Raw genomic sequence first — 19,320 nt, 5'->3', positions numbered from 1 at the left:
GCGACATTCGTCACGAATGTTGCGGGCGGCGGCGGGAGCCGGGGCCGTCAGGAGGCGCGGGTGCGCGCGGCGCGGCGGGCCGCGAGCTCGTCGAGGGCGTCGGTCTCGGTGTTCAGCTCGACGAGGCTCGTCTCGACCTCGCGGAGCACCTTGCCGACCGCGATACCGAAGACGCCCTGGCCGCGGCTGACCAGGTCGATGACCTCATCGTCCGAGGTGCAGAGGTAGACGCTCGCGCCGTCGCTCATCAGCGTGGTCTGGGCGAGGTCGTTCACGCCGGACTCGCGGAGCTGGTTCACAGCGGTCCGGATCTGCTGCAGAGAGATGCCGGTGTCGAGCAGGCGCTTCACGAGCTTCAGGACGAGGATGTCGCGGAAGCCGTACAGCCGCTGCGAACCCGAGCCGGCCGCGCCGCGGACGGTCGGCTCGACCAGTCCGGTGCGGGCCCAATAGTCCAGCTGGCGGTAGGAGATCCCGGCGGCGCGGGCGGCGACCGCCCCCCGGTAGCCGTTGACGTTGTCCATCTCCGGCAGGCCGTCGGTGAACAGGAGCCCCAGGTCGTAGCGGGAGGCGCCGTCGTCACGACTCAGTTCGCTCATGAAGATCGCCTCTCACCCCGGGTAGTGGATCGCGCGGCGCAACAGCCTCGCTTCATCCACGGTACCCATGCGGCGGTCGCCGGGCAACGACATCCGCCGTTTCGCTTCGGCGTGTCGAGCCCGGACGCACCGGTCAGGGGCGGAGCTGCGCGATGGAGGACCGGATGATGCTCCCCCGCACCACGTCCAGCTGCGCTGCGATCTCCCGTGCCAGCTCCGCGGTGCGGGCCTTGCTGCTGACGTCGTTCCGCCGGGCGATCGGCACGAGGGCCGTCTCGATGAGGCCGATCTCGCGCTCCGCCGCCGCGCGGAAACCGCGCAGGTGCCGCGGCTCGATGCCGCTGCGGCGCAACTCGGCGAGAGCGCGCAGCACGGTCAGCGCCTCCTCGCCGTACACGTCCGAGGCGACGACGAGGGAGGCGCTGATCGCCTCCTGCAACAGCTCCGCGTCGGCGCCGGCCTCGCGCAGCAACTCGTCGCGACGGTACCGGCGCGTCCCGCCGAGGATGGACCCGGCGGGAGCGGATCCGGGAAACACGGGGTCGAGCCCCGCATCCAGATCGGCGAAGTACTTCTTGATGACCTTGAGCGGGAGGTAGTGGTCGCGCTGCATCGCCAGGACGCCGCGCAGCCGCTCCACGTCGGCCGGCGAGAACTTCCGGTAGCCGGACGCCGTCCGCGACGGAGCGACCAGCCCGCGTTCCTCCAGGAAGCGCAGCTTCGACGAGGAGAGATCGGGGAACTCGGGGTTCAGCCGCGCGAGGACCTGGCCGATGCTGAGCAGGGCCGGAGCGCCGGCGGCGGACCTGGTGGCCGGCCGGGCCACTAGCCGTTCGCCGCTGCGGCGAGGTCGTGACGCGAGGCGTAGAACGTGAGCCGGAACTTGCCGATCTGCACCTCGGCGGAGTCGGCGAGCAGGGCGCTCTCGATCCGGACGCCGTCGTAGTACGTGCCGTTCAGCGACCCCAGGTCGCGCACCTCGAAGGAGGTCCCCCTGCGCGTGAACTCGGCATGGCGCCGCGACACCGTCACGTCGTCGAGGAAGATGTCGGCATTCGGATGGCGGCCTGCCGTGGTGACGTCGGCGTCGAGAAGGAAGCGGGCACCCGAGTTGGGGCCCCTTCGCACGATCAGCAGCGCCGAGCCGGACGGCAGGGCGGCGATCGCATCCTGCTCCTCCGGCGACACCTCGCCCGAGGGGTACATCTTCGAGATGAACTCCTCGCCGAAACGCGCGGTCGTATCCTCATTGCCCGCCGCGTCCCGCAGGGGGCCCTTGGCGGCGTCGTCGGCTCCATCGGCCGGACCGTTGGGGTGAAACTCTTCAGGCACCGTCAACCTCCTTGCGGTCCAGCGTATCCGATGGAGCGCCGCTGTCATCGGCCGGGAGTCGGATTACCCGTGCGGTCTCCCCGATATACACAATGCCCGCCCACCAATAAAGGAACGCGCCCCACAGCGCGAAGGCCCAGCCGAGCGGCAGGGAGAAGGGTGCGAGCACCTCGAACGCCTCCCCCAGCATCAGGAGCGGGAGCGCCCAGAAGAGGCAGAACGTGGCCGCTTTTCCCAGATGGTGCACGGGCAGCGGACCGAACCCGTGGTTCGCGAGGATGATGCCGAGGACCGCGAGCATCACATCCCGTCCCACGATCACGAAGAACAGCCACCAGGGGATGACCTCGCGCCAGCACAACCCGATGAGCGCCGCGAAGATATAGAGGCGGTCGGCGGCGGGATCGAGCAGCTGGCCGAGACGCGACACCTGCCGTAGGCGCCGCGCCAGGTACCCGTCGAGGAAGTCGGTCGCGCTGGAGAACACCAGGACCAGCAGGGCAGGGCCGTCCTCGCCGGTGACCACCAGCACGAGGAAGACCGGCACCAGAGCGAGGCGGAAGAAGGTGAGCACGTTCGGGATGGTCCAGACCCGCGAGCTCACGACCCCGCTTTCCGCCTCCACACCGTCGAGTCTACTGAGGACTCGTCTCGTGCTGACGCGGCGTCCACTCGGCGAGCCGGTCCCGCAGGCCCATCGCGTCGTACGGCGCCCGGACCTTCACGTCGTTGTCGAAGTAGGCGTACACGTCCATCCCGCGCCGGAGCCAGCCGCCGAGCTCGGCCGCCCAGCGGTCGAGCGACTCGTCGGTGTAGCCGCTGGTGTACAGCTCCTCGTCGCCGTGCAGCCGGACATAGGCGAAGTCGGCGGTCAGCTCCCGGATGACGGGATACCGCCCGGCGGTGTCCGCGAGCACGACCGCGACGCCGTGCGCCCGGGCCAGGCGGGTGAATTCGGGGACGTCGAACGAGGCGTGACGCACCTCGACCGCATGCCGCAGCGGGCGCTCCGCGTCCGCGGCGGTGTGGGTCCGGTTCTCGTCGAGGGTCGCCTCGGTCGCGAGAGCCGCGGCCTCGGTGGTCGTTCGCGGCAGCATCCCGAGGAACGCATCCACCGCCTCCGGCTCGAACTGCAGCGTCGGCGGCAGCTGCCAGAGGAGCGGACCGAGTTTGGGGCCCAGCGCCAGGACGCCGGACGCGAAGAAGTTGGCGACGGCCGTTCGCGCATTCTTCAGGCGCAGGATGTGCGTGATGTAGCGGCCGCCTTTGACCGAGAAGACGAACTCGCCGGGCGTGAGCTCGGCCCACATCCGGTAGCTCGTCGGCCGCTGCAGCGAGTAGAAGCTGCCGTTGATCTCGATCGAGTCGAGCCGATCGGAGGCGTACTCCAGCTCCCTCCGGTGGGGCAGCTTCGGCGGGTAGAAGACGCCGCGCCACGGTGCGTAGGTCCAGCCCGAGATGCCGATGCGCGCGAGCGCCATCAGCGGCCCCGCAGCTGTTCCAGCAGCCGGCGCTCCCGTTTGGTCGGCCGGCCCGCTCCACGTTCGCGCACGACCGTCGCGGGAGTCTCGGTCCGGGGTGGAGGCGGCGGGGTGCGGTCCTCGAAGCAGTCGGCGGCCACGGCCGCGGAGACGCGCTTCGTGATGAGGCGCCGGGCGATGTAGATGTGCTCGATGCCTCCGGCGAACGCACGTACCTCATCCCCTACCTTGACGGGCTGCGCGGGCTTGGCGCGGTCGCCGTTCACCTTCAGGTGACCGGCCTTGCAGGCGTCGGACGCCGCCGACCGGGTCTTGAACAGCCGGACCGCCCAGGCCCAGGAGTCGACCCGGACGCTGGTGGGTCCCGCCTGCGGGGTCGCGCCGGGCATGTCAGACCACCGCGGCCGCGGCGTTCCCGTCCGCCGCCTGGTCCTCCGCGGCCAGCGACGCCTTCCACTTGACCAGGCTGCGCACGGTGCGGCTGCGGTCGGAGGCGAGCTTCTCCATCACGTCCGCCGGGACGAAGTAGTTGACGGCGACCCACCCGCGCACCGTCTCGGAGCGGTCGTCGGCGAGCTCCCGCAGGAGATCGCAGGGCGTCGCCTCGTTCTTGGCCACGCAGCCCCGGACGCCGTCGTCGGGGTCCTTCGCCAGCGCCGCGATGACATCCGCCGGCGTGTGATAGCTGCTGGCCACCGCCTCCCGGATCTTCGGGTTGGGATCGGCCGCGAGCAGCCGCAGGCGGCGCACCTTGCTCTCGGTCACCTCGGGTGCCGGATGGAGCGCGGCGGCCTCCTCCGCGGAGAGCATCGCCGGCCGATGATCCCGCATGGCTCGTCGCTGTGCGGGGGTGTTGAACCGGATGCACGACATGCTTCCACCGTAGCCCGGCTCAGCCGGAATGGGTCGGCTCGGCCGTCGCGTGCCGCGGGAACCACGGAACGACGGGCGAGGTGCGCGCCTGGTACGCGGCGTACTCCGGGTAGCGGGAGCGCGTGATGCTCTCCGTGAAGATGGTCGAGCCGATGAAGAGCCCGGTCAGCAGCAGCGGGCCGATGACCGTCCACTGCAGGACGGATCCCGCGGCGACGCAGCCGAAGAGGAACACCACCCACCACTGGGCCTGCTCGAAGAAGAAGTTCGGGTGGCGGGAGAAGCGGAACAGCCCCGACTGCAGGAAGCGGGGCGACGGCATCCGGCCGGCCGCCGTCTCGGCCTTCTTCCATTGGTGGAAGCGCCACTGCTGCTGGTCGGCGATCGTCTCGCCGGTCAGGAACGCCAGGAAGACCGCGGCCAGCACGACATCCAGCGGGTCGAGCGGCGCCCGGTGCTGATACGCGGTCCAGGCGGGGAGCGCGATGAGCAGGAGCAGCACGTTCTGGTAGATGACGATGAAGAACAGGTTGAACGCGTGGAAGGCCCCGGGGGTCATCCGCGCCCGCAGCACCTGCCAGCGGTAGTCCTCGCCGCCCGGCGCGTAGCCGCCCTTGCGCGCGAAGTTGAACGTCAGCCGCGCACCCCAGAGGGTGACGAGCACAGCCATGAGGGTGAGGCGCGGGTTGCCCGGACCCGCAGCGAGGGCGAAGACCCACACGTAGACGACCGGGATGATCGACCAGATGCGGTCCACCCAGGAGTGCTCGCCGGTGACGAGGGACGACACCCAGGTGAGGATGCAGGCCGCGACGAGGATCCAGAGGCAGACGACGAAGGGCTCCACGTGCACATCCTAGAACCCCGGATGGCCGCCGGGAGCGCCCCGGAACCTTCTGGAGGCTCGCTGCGCCCGGTCAGGGCTGCAGCACCGAGAGCACGTTCCCGGCCGGGTCGCGGAACCAGGCGATGTCGGGTCCGCGGTCCGCCGAGCGGCCGCGGGCGATCCCCTTCTCGTCGGTCGGCAGCGACGGATCGTCGTAGATCCGGGTGACGACACCTTTCGCGTTGAGGTCGTCGACCGCCTCATCGATGTCGGCGACGACCAGGTTCAGGATGGTGAACGTCGCCGGGACATGGTCGGCCTTCGGATAGACGAAGACATGACCGCCGGAGGGCAGCTCGAGGTCGAGGTTGCCCATGGGGCCATCCGACACCGTGAGGCCGAGGGTGCCGGCGTAGAAGGATTTGGCGGCGGGGACGTCGTCCACGCTGAAGCCGGAGAAGATATCGAGTGGGGTGACCATGGCGACCACTCTGCTCGTGACCGTCGAGCCGTGTCTATAGGGAATCCGAAGCTGTGGACAACGGGGTTCCGGGCAGGAGGACTGGGGAGGAGGACCGGCGAGGGACCCGTGCGCGCTCAGACGAAGCGCACGGCCTCCTGGAGCCGGGTCCGCAGCTCGAACGCACGGTCGACGCTCTCCCGGCCGGCAGCGTTCGCACCGTCGCGCAGCACGCGGGGCAGAAGGGAGCGGCGCACCAGCATCGAACCGGCCAGCCGGCCCCGGCGCACCACGTCGAACGGGAGCTCCAGGTCGCCGTCCGGCACCACGACGATGTATCCGGTGAAGCGGACCCCCGCCCGTCGTCCGAAGGTCTTGGCCGAGTGGTACAGGTCGTGGAACGGCGCATCGCCGGGCGCTATGCCCTCCCCGACGACCTCGCCCTTGGCGAGTTTGACGGGTCCGCCCCAGTCGGCCGAGCGGAGGGCGAACAGCCCGGCCGGCCCGAGCACGATGTGGTCCAGCTTCTCGGCGGAGGATGAATGGACCTCCACGTCGTTCCAGAGGGTGAAGCCGATCCCGAGGCCGGTGACCGCGCGGGCCGTCGCCTCCTCGGCGAGCGCGACGGCGAGCAGCTGGCGGATCTCGCGGGGAGCCGAGCGCACGAGCCCCGGATCGTACGGGTCCCGGTCGTCGGTGCCACGCCCCATCCACTCGCGCATCAGTGTGAGGAAGCGCTCGCGGGAGCGGCCGCCGGGATGTCCGTAGCTGCGGGCGCGGACGGTGGCGCCCCGTTGCGACGGGCGTCCTGCGTGGAAGGTCGCGCTGAAGCCGCCGGAGGCCGACTCGCCGGACACGGCATCCACCGTGATGCTCTCGCCGCGGTCGTAGCGGGCACGGTCGTCCGGGTCGCCGACGAGCTCCCAGGCCTGCTGGACCGCCTGGAACGCCGCAGCGGTGCCTCCCGTATCGGGATGCGTCTCGCGCAGGAGCCGGCGGTAGGCGCGACGAAGGTCGTCGTGGCTGACGTCCGGGCGGACGCCGAGCACCTCATACGGGCTGGGCGAGGCCGGAGAATCGCTCATCGCTCGGTGTTCGCTTTCGGTACACGGTGGTCGGATTTCTGACAGTAGCGTGCTTATCCACAAAAATGGCCCAATTCGAATTGCGGCCGGAATCTGACCGCATGCGTTCATAGGCTGGAGGCAACCGAACACACGAAAGGTGGAACATCATGACCATCAGCGACTGGCGCATCGAGCTCATCATCGTCCCCGTCACCGATGTCGACCGCGCGAAAGCCTTCTACGTGGATGCGCTGGGCTGGAACGCCGACCACGACCAGCGGGTCTCGCCCGAGCTCCGCTTCGTCCAGATCACTCCTCCCGGATCGGCCTGCTCGATCGCCATCGGGCAAGGCATCACGGACATGACGCCCGGCACCATGAAAGGCCTGCAGATCGTGATCCCGAACGCGGATGACGCACTCGCGCACCTGACAGAGCACGGCGTCGAGGCGCGCGGCGTGGCCGAGCTCGCCTGGGGACGCTTCGTCGAATTCACGGATCCGGACGGCAATGCGTGGAGCCTGCAGGAGCTGCCGCCCCGGCCGTAGCGAACATCCACGTCCGGCTGGATGGCTCGACAGACCGAACGTCCTGTACGTTGCTGGAATGGGCAAGCTCATCTATGGGGGTACCACGGAGATCGGTTTCGAGGACCGCGTCCTCGCGCACCTGCAGATCGTGATCGGGCTGAAGCTCCGGCGCAAAGAAGGCTTCTTCTTCTCGTGGCGGGATGAGCAGGGCGTCGGCGACGGGCGCAGCGCGATCTGGATCGACCCGGCCATCCCGCTGCTCTTCCGTTACAGCGGAGGGCGCCACCCGCGCATCAACAAGACCTGGCTCGAGCAGCTCACCATGTCCTCCAACAGCGCGCAGGGCCTGCAGCTGACCGAGGAGATCGGCGCGCTCGGTGCCGACGAGGTGGATGCGGACTCGCCTCCCGGCCACTGACCCCGGCCACTGACCCCGGCGGCCGCGCGGCAGCCGCTGAGCTCAGTGGCGAGGACTCTCCCCGATAGGCGAGTCCTTCGTCGTTTCGGGATCCGGCCATACCGCGTGTGCCGGATGACGTTCACGTGCGATCGATCCGGACATTTCCGGACAGGGTGATCTTGGTCCGATCGTTGCCGCGCCCGTAGCCTCGCGGACGCCACCGGGAGTCGGTGGCGCCCGAACGAGAGAGAACGAATGCGGATCGCAGAACCGGTCGAACGCGACGAGTCCATGGAGTCCGGCGGCGTCACACATCCTTGCGCGGCCGTGCTGCCTCACAACCATGAGGTGGCGGGCCGGTGAGTGTGGTGGAGTTTTCGGCGGATGCTTGGCAGGCGTCGTCGCCGGGCCTGCAGAGGGGACTTGCTCATCGGGTTGAGGCGGTGAGTGAGTTGTTGCAGGGGTTGGATTCTCTTGCGGGTTCTGCGCAGATCAGTGGTGAGGGTGCGGATGCGATGCGTGCATATATCCGTGAGGTGCATGTGCCGATCTTGCAGTCATTGTTGGTGGGTTTGTCGACGTTTCAGACCGCGATCGGTGTGTATTGGCGCGGGTATGCGCAGGTGGATGCTGACGGCAACTTCCGGCTGGTGAGGGACGAGTACGAGATGCATCTGGCCCGACTGGATCGGGGGGTGGAGCAGGTGCAGGGGTTCGGGGACCAGTTGCGCCGGATCACAGCGGACGCGTCCCATCTGGTGTCTCTTGGCGGAGTGGGCGCGGTGGGGCAATTACTGGATGCGTTGCAGGGGATGCACGCGGTCGCGAGGGCCCAGAAGGACGCTTGGGAGGCTTATGAGGCCTCCGATCCGGGGTTCGGGCAGGTGCGGACCCTGATCGCCGAGTTGGGCCGGATAGTGAAGAACGTGGGCGCTGTCTCGGTGGGGCGGGGACGCTCCTACACGGCGGGGAGTTTCGGAGCAGAGCTGGACCGGTTGGGGGAGATGATCTCGGGCATGTTCGAGTATTGCAAGGAGAATCAGAAAGTCGCCGCCCAGGGGTGGGAGAGCATGTTCTCCGGGTACGCGGAGGATGTTGAGGCGGCCCGGCGGGAGCAGGCCGCCCAGGACCTGTTGTGGGACGGGTTGCAGATACTCGCCGGCGCGGTGGTCACCGTGATTGGCTTGGGGTTGACCCCGTTCACCGGCGGTTCTCCCTCGGCTTGACCGTTCTGGGTGGTTCGCTGCTGGTCGGTGGGGTCAACAGTGCGATCAACCACGCCTCGATCGCGACAAGCGGGCAAGAACTCAACCTGACCGGGATGGCCAGCGACGCCGTCGGGAAATGGTATGACGCGAACGTAGTGAAACCGGCCGCCGACTCCGGCAGCTGGGCGTTGCAGTTCCTTGCCGGTGTCGGCTCCGGCATCGGGGACGCCATCAGCGGCGGAGCCCAACTCAACGTGCATCAGATCGGGCAGGGCCTGACCAGCCTGTTCACCGACCAGAGCGCTAGGGACCGGTTATGGAACCAGCTGACCACCATCGCAGCCCAGGTCTTCACGCTGAACCCGGCCGCGACCGGGCAACTGGTCGGGAGCCTGCTCCCCGGCACGGCAGCCTTGAAAGCAGCCCGCGCCGCCGGCCCGATTGGCAGGGCCGGCGAACTCGCCGGCGCCCTCGGCAAACCCGTCACGATCGGAACCGCAGGCAAAGCCACCAGCGTCCTCAACGGGATCAAGAACCACCTCGGCGAGGGCACACCCGTCGTCAGCAAAGACTTCACCCCAACAACGAAAATATTCACCTCTTCCGACCCTCATGTCGCGGAAGCGGCGGGCGCGATTGAAAAGGCCATGCCGGGAGCGGTCAAGAATGTAAACGGTGACGTTCACATGATGGACGGACTCAGCCGAGAAGTTGATATCGACCTAGGTTCTCTCTTCGTGCAGGTCAAATCGGGCAACGCACGGGGATTGACGGGTCAAATCCAGAAAACGGTTGGCAGCACTGGCCGGACTACAGTCGGATACGCGCCCGACATGCCCACTGGTGCCTGGGAATCGGCAGCTAGACAAGGGATACCGATTGCGCGCACACCTGACGAGCTGGTTGCCATAGTGAAGGAGCTGCGATGAAAAGCGCGCTGGTCCTATCTGAAGACATGAATCTGTTTGAACACTTCGCGGCACTCATCACTGCCAACGGCGGTGTGCGCTCAGAGGACGGCGTCGCGCAACTTGTCGACCCCCAAGGAAGGATGCTTACCCTCTTCCATCTTGAGTCGGACAATGATCTCACCCTTCCGCCGACTCGGGTTGTTGGGATGTCTCCACCTGCATCGCTTACGTCGCTTGCCGTTTGCTCGGTGGAGTGCCGCTGGGAAGCGATGGTCGTCTACTGGGTCAGAAGGGTCGCAATAGAGACGACGTCAGAGGTTTGGTTGCTTGACAGCGATGGCGTGCTTTGGTCATCTGAAGCCGTCGACGCAACTGCTCTGCGGCTGTGACATCGTAACGGGTGCTGATACCAAGGCCATTCTTTGGCTTGCCATTGAAGACTCCGCTTAAGCGGCAACTGTTTTTCCCCTATGAAACCGATCCGGTCAACGCAACGAGAAGGACCCCGCACCGTCGGGTGCGAGGTCCTCGTCGTCAGCGCCTCAGCGCAGGTACTCGAGCAGCTCCGGGCAGCGGAGGCGCTTGAGGCTGCGGGTCTCCAGCTGCCGGACGCGCTCGCGGGTGATCCCGTAGACCTCGCCGACCTCATCCAGAGTCATCGGCTTCTGTCCGTCCAGGCCGAAGCGCATGCGCACCACCTTGGCGTCGCGCGGCGGCAGTTCCCGGAGGCGATCCTCCAGATCGCGGTGCCGGAACTCCACCTCGACCGCCTCCGGCGGCCCGGCGAAGTCACCGTCCTCGATCAGATCGCCCAGCTCCGCACCCTCGTTCTCACCCACAGGAACCGCCAGCGACACCGTCTCGGAGTCGCTCATCTGCAGCTTGTGGACTTCCGCCGGGTCGAGGTTCGACGCCTCGGCCATCTCCTCCAGGGTGGGGGTGCGGCCGAGCTCGCCGCCGAGGTCGCGGCGGATGCGGTCCAGCTTGTCGATCTTCTCGACCGTGTGCACGGGGATGCGGATCAGCCGGGCCGTGTCCGCGATCCCGCGGAGGATCGACTGGCGGATCCACCAGGTGGCGTACGTGGAGAACTTGTTGCCTGTGCGGTAATCGAACTTCTCCACCGCGCGCACCAGCCCGAGGTTGCCCTCCTGGATCAGGTCCATCACCGGGAGGCCGCGGCCGGCGTAGCGCTTGGCGATGCTGACCACCAGGCGCAGGTTGGCCTCGATGAAGCGCTCGAACGCACGCTTGCCGTCGTCGGCCAGGTACTGCAGTTCGCGCTTCTCGCGGGGGGTCAGGTTGGGACGGATCGAGAGACGCTCACCGGCGAGCACTCCCACTTCGATCCTCTTGGCCAGAGCCACTTCCTCGTCGGCCGTCAGCAGGCGCGTCCGCCCGATCGAGTTCAAATAGTCCCTGACCGGGTCACTGGTCACTTCGAGAGTAGTCATCGTGTCATCCCATCAGCCCGTCTTCAAACGGGCGCTGCCATCGTTGGTGCTCTCACTCCTGCGGCCTCCGCCCCTCACGGAGAGGAGGTCGTGAACAACGATAGGCAGCACACCCTGTCCCCCGACAAGGGGTTGACACGGGGAGCCGGGGTACGCTAGGCGCCCGCATACGATGCTCAGGCCAATTTGTCAAGTCTCGCCACAAAATACACAGGTTGTTCGGATCTGACGGTGGCCGCCGGTCCGCCGTCAGCTCGTCGAGAGGAGCTCCAGCAATGCCGGCTCCGGCGCACGGCCACCCGAGATGTCGATGACCTCGCCGTTGCGGTAGCGGTCGAAGACACGCGGGTCGATGTAGCTGTTTCGCGCGATGGCCGGCGTGTTGCCCAGGGCGGCAGCGGCCTCGTTGACGGCGGCGACGATCCGCTTCTTCCGCTGCCCGTCGGTGCCCGCCACCCCGAGTTCGGCGAGCGCCTGCGCCGCGACGATCGTGCCGTGCAGCGTCCGGAAGTCCTTCGCTGTGAACTCCCCGCGCGTCTGCCGCCGGATGTACTCGTTGAGGGAGGCCGGGCGGATGGTGTGCCAGGTCGAGTTCTTCCAGGACAGCAGGCGCGACCGGGGCCCGCGCAGCGCCTGGATCTGACGCAGCAGCTCGGCCAGGTCCGCATCCGTGATGGTGCTGATCCACTTCTGCGCCGACTTGGCGGGGAAGGTCAGGGTGATCTCGTCCCCGTCGATGCGGGCGTGCCGGCAGAGCAGCGTCGTCAGTCCCCGGCTTCCGTTCGCGTGCAGGTACTCCTCGCTGCCGATCCGGACGCTGCCCAGATCGATGATGCGGAACGCCGCGGCCAGGATGCGGTCCCGTCCGAACCCCTCCTCCCGCAGGTCCATCGTCACCTTCCGGCGCGCTGACGGCAGTGTCTCCGCCAACTGTGCCGCCCGATCGAACTTGAGGCGGTCCTGATGCAGCCGCCAGGCGTCGTGGTAGCGGTACTGCCGGCGGCCCGCCTGGTCGGTGCCGACCGCCTGGATGTGCCCCCGGGCGTCGGGCGAGATCCACACGTCCTTCCAGGCGGGAGGGATGACCAGCGACCGGATGCGCTCCAGCTCGCGGTCGTCGACGATCCTGTTGCCCGCTTCGTCCTCGTAGACCGGACCTGCGTCGGTGATCCTGCGGTGGTAGCCGGGGCCGGACGGGTTGCTGCGCCGCAGGCGCGTCACGCAGGCTTCTTCGCGGACTTCTTGGGCGCAGCCTTCCGCGCGGTGGAGGTGGACGCGGTGGACTTGGATGCGGTCGACTTCGCCGCGGTGGACTTGGACGCAGCCGACTTGGACTCGGCCGACTTGGACGCCGGCTTCTTCTCCGCGCCCGACGAGCCCGGCTTCGACGAGCGGCTCCGCTCCACGCTGCGCTGCAGCGCCTCCATCAGGTCGATGACCTCGCCTCCGCCCTTCTTCTCGGGCTCCTCGCCGAAGGTGGCCGCGGTGTCCACGCTTTCGCCCTGCTCGAGCTTCGCATCGATGAGCTTGCGGAGCTCCTCCTGGTACTCGTCGCTGAACTTCTCGGGCTCGAAGTCGCCGGCGAAGCTCTCCATCAGCGCGCTCGAGAGCTGCAGCTCGCGATCGGTGACCCGCGGCGACTGCTCAAGGGCCGGGAAGTCGGCCGCGCGGATCTCGTCGTGCCACAGCAGCGTCTGCAGCACCAGCACGTTGCCCCGGACGCGCAGCGCGCCGAGCCGGGTCTTCTGGCGGAGGGCGAACTCCACGATGGCCGTGCGCTCCTCATCCTCGAGGGTCTTGCGCAGCAGCGCGTACGCCTTGAGGGACTTCGAGTCCGGCTCCAGGTAGTAGCTGCGGTCGAACATGAGGGGGTCGAGCTGGTCGTTCGGCACGAACTCGACGACGTCGATCTCGCGGCTCCGCTCCGCCGGCAGCGAGGCGAGGTCCTCGGCGGAGAGGATCACGGTGCGCTCCCCGTCGTCGTAGGCCTTCGCGATGTGCTCGTAGGGGATGACCTTGCCGTCGATCTCGCAGCGGCGCTGATAGCGGATGCGGCCGCCGTCCGCGTCGTGCACCTGGTGCAGCGGGACGTCGTGATCCTCGGTCGCGCTGTACACCTTCACCGGCACGTTCACGAGCCCGAAGGTGATGGCGCCCGTCCAAATGGCCCTCATGTGCCCATCGTGTCCGGGGATGCGCTCATTTTCAAGGAGTGACCAGGGAATGCACGGAGGGCTTACGGTGATGGCATGGCCGCGCATGACACCGAGGTCGTCGAGATCGACGGCCGTCGCCTGAAGCTGACCAACCTCGACAAGGTCATGTATCCGGAGACCGGGACGACGAAAGCGGACATCTTCGGGTACTACAACGCCGTCGCCGACGCGATGATCCCGTACGTCCGCGACCGGATCGCCACGCGGAAACGGTGGGTGCACGGGGTGGGGACGCCCGACGATCCCGGCTCGGTGTTCTTCCAGAAGGACCTCGACCCGGCCTCCACGCCTGAGTGGGTGCGGCAGGCGACCATCCAGCACTCCTCCGGCCCGAAGACGTACCCGCTGGTGAACGACCGGGCCACGCTGATCTGGCTGGCGCAGATCGCCTCGCTCGAGATCCACGTCCCGCAGTGGCGGGTGGCGCCGGGTGGCGAACGGCAGAATCCCGACCGGCTGGTGCTCGATCTCGATCCCGGCGAGGGCGTGCAGCTCACCGAGTGCGCCGAGGTCGCCCGGCTGGCCCGCGCCATCCTGACCGACATGGGGCTGAACCCGATGCCGGTGACCTCCGGGTCCAAGGGAATCCACCTCTACGCGGCGCTCGACGGCTCGCAGACCAGTGACCAGATCTCGGCGGTCGCGCACGAGCTGGCGCGGGCGCTGGAGGCGGACCACCCGGATCTCATCGTCAGCGACATGAAGAAGTCCCTGCGCGCCGGCAAGGTGCTCGTCGACTGGAGCCAGAACAACGGAGCGAAGACGACCATCGCGCCCTACTCGCTGCGGGGCCGCTTCCAGCCCACGGTCGCAGCCCCACGGACGTGGCGGGAGCTCGCATCCCAGGACCTGCGACACCTCGACTACCGGGAGGTGATGGAGCGGCTGAAGCGGCGGGGCGACCCGCTGGCCGAGTTGTACGCCGGGCACGGCGGGCACGCGGGACCTGAGTCCGAACCCGATCGGCTGTCCACCTACCGCTCGATGCGCGACGCGAGCAGGACTCCCGAACCTGTGCCCGAAGATCGGCCGGATGCGGGCGAGGGACGCTCGTTCGTCATCCAGGAGCACCACGCCCGCCGGCTGCACTGGGACTTCCGGCTGGAGAACGACGGCGTGCTGGTCAGCTGGGCGCTGCCCAAGGGCACTCCCACGGACACGAAGCAGAACCACCTCGCTGTGCACACCGAGGACCATCCCCTGGAGTACGGGAGCTTCGCCGGCGACATCCCGCACGGCGAGTACGGCGCGGGCCACGTCGACATCTGGGACCACGGCGACTACGAGCTGGAGAAGTGGCGCGACGACGAGGTGATCGCGACGCTCCACGGTCAGCCCGACGGGGGGCTCGGCGGGGCGCCGAGGAAGTTCGCACTGATCAGGACGGGACGCGACGGCGACGAGAAGAACTGGCTCATCCACCTGATGAAGACGGAGCCGGACGGCGGGGAGCGTGCGGCAGCCCCGGGGCCGGCGATCACGGGCGATCCCATCTCCCCCATGCTCGCCGCGCTGGGCTCGGAGGCGGACGTGACCGACGAAGGCGACTGGGCGTTCGAGATGAAGTGGGACGGCATCCGCGCCATCGCCGCGGTGCGCCAGGGCAGGCTCCGCCTCACCACGCGCAACGGGAACGACGTGACCGGGACCTATCCCGACCTCGCCGGGCTCGTCGACCTCGCCGGCTCGCACGACCTCGTCCTCGACGGGGAGATCGTCACCCTGAACCCGAAGGGGCGGCCCGACTTCGGCCTGCTGCAGACCCGGATGGGCCTGACCCGGCCGGGCGACGTGCAGTCCGCGCTCAAGCGGGCGCCTGCGCACTACCTCGTGTTCGACGTGCTCGAGGCGGATGGGCGCACGCACACCGGCGACCGGTACGACGCGCGCAGGGAGCTGCTCCTCGATGTCCTGCATCCGGGCCCCCACGACCCGGTGCAGGTGCCTCCCGCGTTCGACGGCGACCTCGAGCACGCGATCGAGTCCAGCCGGCAGCTGGGACTCGAAGGCGTGATGGCGAAGCGCCGGGACAGCACGTATTCCGTGGGCCGACGCAGCCGGGCGTGGATCAAGATCAAGCACCACCAGACGCAGGAGGTCGTCATCGGTGGCTGGACTCCGGGCAACGGCCGCCGCGAGAACACCATCGGCGCCCTCCTGCTCGGGATCCCGGACGGCGACACGCTTCGCTATGTCGGCAAGGTCGGGACCGGGTTCACGGACCGGGTGCTCGACGACCTCCTGGCCAAGCTGGGCGAGTACGCGGTGAAGACCAGCCCGATGGAGGGTGTGCCGACGGCGGATGCGCGCGGCGCGCACTGGGTGCGGCCGGAGCTCGTCGGCGAGGTGGAGTTCGCCGAGTGGACGGGGCCCGGGAGGCTGCGTCAACCGTCGTGGCGAGGACTTCGCCCGGACAAGCGCGCCGATCAGGTGGTGCGGGAGAGCTGAGCGCGCGGCGTCCTCGCGGGGCCGTCTCGCCCTGCGACCTCGCCGGCGCCGGTCAGAACCGCGGCTGCTTGCTGAGGTGCACGGCCGCGGTCGAGAACACGACGCCGCCGAGCATGATCACCACGGTGACGGCCTGCAGCAGCACCTGGAAGAACGGCAGGAACGGCGTCACGGACACCCAGAGCCAGAGGATCGCGCCGATGAGCGTGATCACGTAGCTGAAGGTGCGCCGCGCGTACAGCGCGTTCAACGACACGACGGTCGCCGCGACGGTGACCTGGAAGAAGGGGAGGAAGGAGCCGGCGTGGCCCGACCAGGTCGCGACGAGGCTCCAGATCCCGAGGACCAGTGAGACCAGCACCACGATGGTGGCGAGCAGGTTGCCGAGTGCGGTCGGCAGGGTCGTGCTCAGGCTGCGGACGAGCGAGCCGTGCTCGTCGCTGCCGGGGACGACGGCCTGGGGATCATGGGGCTGGGAGATGACGTGCGTGCTCACGCCGTCGATCCTATCGCCCGCGCGGGCAGGCGTGGGCGGCGACGCGTGCGTGGGCGCGTGGATGCGCGGGACGAGGGTCGATGTGCCCCGCGCGCGTCGGCGTACATTGACGACATGGCCGCCTCCCGTCACCGACCGCACCGGCGCATCCCGCTCCCCGCCCGCCTGAAACGGATGGATGCGCGGGTCGCGGCACGCATCAACGCCCGCACCACGGGGGCTGCGTCCGACGGGTTCTGGCGCGGCATGACCCGGGCCGCCAACCACGGCAAGCTCTGGTTCGGCGTGGCCGCCGCGCTGCTGGTGCTGGGACGTCCGCGTGCGGCGGTGCGCGGACTCGCGTCCCTCGGCCTCGCGAGCCTTTCGGCCAACGTGATCGGCAAGCGGCTGATCGGCGGCGACCGTCCGGCGCTCACGTCCATCCCGATCGCCCGGCGCCTCGAACGCTCCCCGACCTCGCCGTCGTTCCCCTCCGGCCATACGGCGAGCGCCGCCGCCTTCGCCACCGGCGTCGGACTGGAGTGGCCGGCTGCCGGGGCCGCACTTGCACCGGTCGCCGCAGGCGTCGGCTACTCCCGGCTGCACACCGGAGCCCACTGGATGTCGGATGTCGCGGGAGGGGCCGCCATCGGAGCGGGCGCAGCCCTGGCTCTACGGGCGGTCGCGCCCGCCGTGAAGCCGGTCGTGCGGCGCGATCCCCCGACCGCGCGGATGGTCGGACTGCCTGCCACGGAAACCGGCGAGGGCGTCTTCCTCGTGGTGAACTCCACGTCCGGACGCGGTCTCATCCGGCCGGCCCCGGGTCCGCTGCTCCGCGAGCGGCTGCCTCAGGCGCGCATCCACGAACTGAGCGACGGCGAGGATGCCTCGGCCGTCATCCAGCGGGAGCTCGGCTCACCGTCGCCGCCCGCCGTGCTCGGAGTCTACGGAGGGGACGGGACCGTCGCCGCGGTGGCGCAGGAGGCGCGCGCCGCCGGCCTCCCGCTGCTCGTGCTCCCCGGCGGAACGTTCAACCACTTCGCCAAGGCGGCCCTGCTCGACTCGGTCGATGCGGCACTCGGCGCCCTCGCCGCCGGCAGCGGACGGGAGGTCGACGTGGCGGACCTCGGGTTCGCCGACGGCGAGACCCGGACGGTGCTCAACACGGCCTCGGTGGGGATCTATCCCTCCTTCGTCGAGGAGCGCGAAAAGCACGAGAAGCGGCTGGGCAAGCCGATCGCGGCACTCGTCGCCGCCATCCGGGTGGTTCGGCGCAGCAGCCCCCTCGAAGTGGAGATCGACGGACAGCGCAGGCAGGTCTGGTCGGTCTTCGTCGGCGTCGATCGCTACTACCCGGTCACGGTCGCGCCGATCGAGCGCCGGCGACTGGACGACCATCTGCTGGATGTGCGCATCCTGTTCGCCGGCGGACGCCCGCGCACGCGGGGCGCGGTCGCGCTGGCCTTCGGCGGGCGGACCGACGCGCTGGTCGCCCGCCTGCCGTTCCTGCAGGGGCCCCCGGCGCTGGACGCGCGGACCGTGCCGGAGATCACCATCGCGGCCCGCGGCGAGGACCCCGGGTACGCGCACGACGGCGAGGCATCGACCGCGACGCCGGGCGAGCCGAAGCGGCTCACGGTCCGCATCCGGCCGGGCGCACTGCGGGTGTACTCGCCGCGCGCGTAGTCGCGCCCTCCCGACGCAACATTCGTCACGAATGTCGCCCCCGCGGCCTCCCAACGCAACATTCGTCACGAATGTCGCCCTCGCGCCCTCCCAACGCAACATTCGTCACGAATGTCGCCCTCGCGGCCTCCCAGGGCAACATTCGTGACGAATGTCGCCTGGGGCGTCAGGAGGGGACCGGCAGGCGGGTCGGCAGGGGTTCGGGCGCGGCGGGGCCCACGTAACGTGACGACGGGCGCAGGATCTTGCCGTCGGCCGCCTGCTCGAGGATGTGCGCCGTCCACCCGACGACACGGGCCGCCGCGAACGTCGGCGTGAACAGGGAGCGAGGGATCCCGCAGAGTTCCATGACGACGCCGGCGTAGAACTCCACGTTCGTGTGCAGCTCGCGTCCGGGCTTCAACTCGGCCAGGAGCTCCTGCACGCGCCGCTCGACCTGGACGGCGAACTCCACGCGCGGTCCCCCGAACCCTTGCGCGAACTCGCGGAGCATCCGCGAGCGCGGGTCCTCCGTCCGATAGACCGCGTGGCCGAACCCCATGACCCGGCCGCCGTCCGCGAGCGTGCGCCGCACCCACTCGTCCGTCCGGTCCGGCGTGCCGATCTCATCCAGTGTGTCCAATGCCCGGCTGGGTGCGCCTCCGTGCAGCGGACCCGCGAGGGCGCCCAGCGCGCCCACAACCGCCGAGGACAGGTCGGCGCCGGTCGAGGCGATGACGCGGGCGGTGAACGTGGATGCGTTGAACCCGTGGTCGATCGCCGCTGTCATGTAGGCGCTCAGCGCGTGCTCCTGCTGCGGCGTCGGCACCCGGCCGGTCACCAGGTAGAGGTAGCTGGCGACGTGTCCGAGATCGTCGCGCGGCGGCAGCGGTTCCCGCCCTTCCGCGAGCGCGTGAAGGGACGCGAGCAGCACGGGCGTCACGGCGGCGACGCGGATCGCATCGTCGAGGCGCTGATCCGGCCCCTCGTCGTAGAGCGGGCGCTCATGATCCGCGGCGGCGACGGCGGCAAGGGCCATGCGGAGGCCGGCGAGACCGTCACCCTCCGCTGTGAGGCGTGCAATCGCGGGCAGCATCGCGCTGACGCCCGCCGGGATGCCGCGCGAGGCGCGGATGCGGGCGCGGAACGCCTCCAGCTCGTCCGCAGACGGCAGGCCGCCGAAGAGGAGCAGGTGCCATGCCTCCTCGAAGGTCCGCTCGCGGGCGAGGTCGACGGCGGAGTACTGCCGGTAGTGGTAAAAGCCCTCGTGCCCGCGCACATCGCCGAGTTCGGTCCTCGCCGCGACCACGTTGGTGAGCCCGCGGGGCACATCGATGAGGGTGTCGTCCATCCTGTCCATACCGGTAGTGTGAGC

At 69.1% G+C, this 19,320-nt stretch carries 22 protein-coding genes; 7 read left to right on the top strand and 15 right to left on the bottom strand.

The window, feature by feature from the left end:
• Window positions 1–47 precede the first annotated feature (47 nt).
• The 10 genes from BM287_RS07880 to BM287_RS07835 form a co-directional block, all read right to left on the bottom strand.
• Window positions 48–599: a MerR family transcriptional regulator gene (locus BM287_RS07880; RefSeq protein WP_090037342.1), complete on the bottom strand. Its 552-nt coding sequence runs from the start codon at window positions 597–599 to the stop codon at window positions 48–50.
• A 133-nt stretch (window positions 600–732) separates the two neighbouring features.
• Window positions 733–1,425 (bottom strand): transcriptional regulator FtsR, encoded by a 693-nt coding sequence (locus BM287_RS07875; protein ID WP_090037344.1) that lies wholly within the window; start codon window positions 1,423–1,425, stop codon window positions 733–735.
• Window positions 1,425–1,931 carry an FHA domain-containing protein gene (locus BM287_RS07870; RefSeq protein ID WP_244528019.1) on the bottom strand — a complete coding sequence of 169 codons (507 nt, stop codon included), beginning with the start codon at window positions 1,929–1,931 and terminating at the stop codon, window positions 1,425–1,427. Before BM287_RS07870 ends, BM287_RS07875 begins: the two co-directional genes overlap by 1 nt.
• A complete protein-coding gene (locus tag BM287_RS07865; RefSeq protein ID WP_090037346.1) occupies window positions 1,924–2,556 on the bottom strand; it encodes a CDP-alcohol phosphatidyltransferase family protein in 633 nt (210 codons plus the stop codon). Before BM287_RS07865 ends, BM287_RS07870 begins: the two co-directional genes overlap by 8 nt.
• 10 nt (window positions 2,557–2,566) lie before the next feature.
• A complete protein-coding gene (locus tag BM287_RS07860; RefSeq protein ID WP_090037348.1) occupies window positions 2,567–3,412 on the bottom strand; it encodes a DUF72 domain-containing protein in 846 nt (281 codons plus the stop codon).
• Window positions 3,412–3,801 carry an RNA-binding S4 domain-containing protein gene (locus BM287_RS07855; protein ID WP_090037350.1) on the bottom strand — a complete coding sequence of 130 codons (390 nt, stop codon included), beginning with the start codon at window positions 3,799–3,801 and terminating at the stop codon, window positions 3,412–3,414. Before BM287_RS07855 ends, BM287_RS07860 begins: the two co-directional genes overlap by 1 nt.
• 1 nt (window position 3,802) lies before the next feature.
• The gene (locus BM287_RS07850) at window positions 3,803–4,285 is read right to left on the bottom strand and encodes a hypothetical protein (RefSeq protein WP_090037351.1); all 483 of its coding nucleotides are present in this window, start codon (window positions 4,283–4,285) and stop codon (window positions 3,803–3,805) included.
• 19 nt (window positions 4,286–4,304) lie between these two features.
• Window positions 4,305–5,138 carry a DUF1295 domain-containing protein gene (locus BM287_RS07845; protein ID WP_090037353.1) on the bottom strand — a complete coding sequence of 278 codons (834 nt, stop codon included), beginning with the start codon at window positions 5,136–5,138 and terminating at the stop codon, window positions 4,305–4,307.
• Between the two features lie 64 nt (window positions 5,139–5,202).
• The gene (locus BM287_RS07840; protein WP_090037768.1) at window positions 5,203–5,592 is read right to left on the bottom strand and encodes a VOC family protein; all 390 of its coding nucleotides are present in this window, start codon (window positions 5,590–5,592) and stop codon (window positions 5,203–5,205) included.
• A gap of 116 nt (window positions 5,593–5,708) precedes the next feature.
• Complete coding sequence (locus BM287_RS07835; protein ID WP_090037354.1) at window positions 5,709–6,656, bottom strand: J domain-containing protein; 948 nt, start codon at window positions 6,654–6,656, stop codon at window positions 5,709–5,711.
• A 149-nt stretch (window positions 6,657–6,805) separates the two neighbouring features.
• On the opposite strand from BM287_RS07835, the gene BM287_RS07830 reads away from it, so the two are divergent.
• The 5 genes from BM287_RS07830 (at window position 6,806) to BM287_RS07810 (ending at window position 10,076) form a co-directional block, all read left to right on the top strand.
• The gene (locus tag BM287_RS07830; protein ID WP_090037355.1) at window positions 6,806–7,186 is read left to right on the top strand and encodes a glyoxalase superfamily protein; all 381 of its coding nucleotides are present in this window, start codon (window positions 6,806–6,808) and stop codon (window positions 7,184–7,186) included.
• Between the two features lie 58 nt (window positions 7,187–7,244).
• Window positions 7,245–7,586 carry a DUF7882 family protein gene (locus BM287_RS07825; protein WP_090037357.1) on the top strand — a complete coding sequence of 114 codons (342 nt, stop codon included), beginning with the start codon at window positions 7,245–7,247 and terminating at the stop codon, window positions 7,584–7,586.
• A gap of 341 nt (window positions 7,587–7,927) precedes the next feature.
• Window positions 7,928–8,794 (top strand): LXG domain-containing protein, encoded by an 867-nt coding sequence (locus BM287_RS07820; RefSeq protein ID WP_090037359.1) that lies wholly within the window; start codon window positions 7,928–7,930, stop codon window positions 8,792–8,794.
• Entirely contained in the window at window positions 8,791–9,705 is a 915-nt protein-coding gene (locus BM287_RS07815) for a hypothetical protein (RefSeq protein ID WP_139230633.1), read from the top strand. Before BM287_RS07820 ends, BM287_RS07815 begins: the two co-directional genes overlap by 4 nt.
• Window positions 9,702–10,076: a hypothetical protein gene (locus BM287_RS07810; RefSeq protein ID WP_090037362.1), complete on the top strand. Its 375-nt coding sequence runs from the start codon at window positions 9,702–9,704 to the stop codon at window positions 10,074–10,076. Before BM287_RS07815 ends, BM287_RS07810 begins: the two co-directional genes overlap by 4 nt.
• A 153-nt stretch (window positions 10,077–10,229) precedes the next feature.
• Here the strand turns inward: BM287_RS07810 and BM287_RS07805 are convergent, their stop codons facing one another.
• The 3 genes from BM287_RS07805 to BM287_RS07795 form a co-directional block, all read right to left on the bottom strand.
• A complete protein-coding gene (locus tag BM287_RS07805; RefSeq protein ID WP_090037363.1) occupies window positions 10,230–11,141 on the bottom strand; it encodes a sigma-70 family RNA polymerase sigma factor in 912 nt (303 codons plus the stop codon).
• 249 nt (window positions 11,142–11,390) lie between these two features.
• Window positions 11,391–12,362 (bottom strand): DNA topoisomerase IB, encoded by a 972-nt coding sequence (locus BM287_RS07800; RefSeq protein ID WP_090037364.1) that lies wholly within the window; start codon window positions 12,360–12,362, stop codon window positions 11,391–11,393.
• On the bottom strand, window positions 12,359–13,315 hold the full coding sequence (locus tag BM287_RS07795; protein ID WP_090037365.1) for a non-homologous end joining protein Ku: 957 nt from the start codon (window positions 13,313–13,315) through the stop codon (window positions 12,359–12,361). Before BM287_RS07795 ends, BM287_RS07800 begins: the two co-directional genes overlap by 4 nt.
• Before the next feature lie 75 nt (window positions 13,316–13,390).
• On the opposite strand from BM287_RS07795, the gene BM287_RS07790 reads away from it, so the two are divergent.
• Window positions 13,391–15,805 (top strand): ATP-dependent DNA ligase, encoded by a 2,415-nt coding sequence (locus tag BM287_RS07790; protein WP_090037367.1) that lies wholly within the window; start codon window positions 13,391–13,393, stop codon window positions 15,803–15,805.
• Between the two features lie 52 nt (window positions 15,806–15,857).
• On the opposite strand, the gene BM287_RS07785 is transcribed toward BM287_RS07790, so the two are convergent.
• Window positions 15,858–16,301: a hypothetical protein gene (locus tag BM287_RS07785; protein ID WP_090037369.1), complete on the bottom strand. Its 444-nt coding sequence runs from the start codon at window positions 16,299–16,301 to the stop codon at window positions 15,858–15,860.
• A 114-nt stretch (window positions 16,302–16,415) separates the two neighbouring features.
• On the opposite strand from BM287_RS07785, the gene BM287_RS07780 reads away from it, so the two are divergent.
• Entirely contained in the window at window positions 16,416–17,966 is a 1,551-nt protein-coding gene (locus tag BM287_RS07780) for a bifunctional phosphatase PAP2/diacylglycerol kinase family protein (protein ID WP_244528018.1), read from the top strand.
• A 166-nt stretch (window positions 17,967–18,132) separates the two neighbouring features.
• On the opposite strand, the gene BM287_RS07775 is transcribed toward BM287_RS07780, so the two are convergent.
• Complete coding sequence (locus BM287_RS07775) at window positions 18,133–19,305, bottom strand: citrate/2-methylcitrate synthase (RefSeq protein WP_090037370.1); 1,173 nt, start codon at window positions 19,303–19,305, stop codon at window positions 18,133–18,135.
• Window positions 19,306–19,320: the final 15 nt, after the last annotated feature.

This window comes from Leifsonia sp. CL147, assembly GCF_900114565.1.
In the GTDB taxonomy this organism is placed as follows: Bacteria; Actinomycetota; Actinomycetes; order Actinomycetales; family Microbacteriaceae; genus Leifsonia.
Note: the sequence above shows the minus strand (reverse complement) of the source record. Positions and strands in the feature narration are given on the sequence as shown.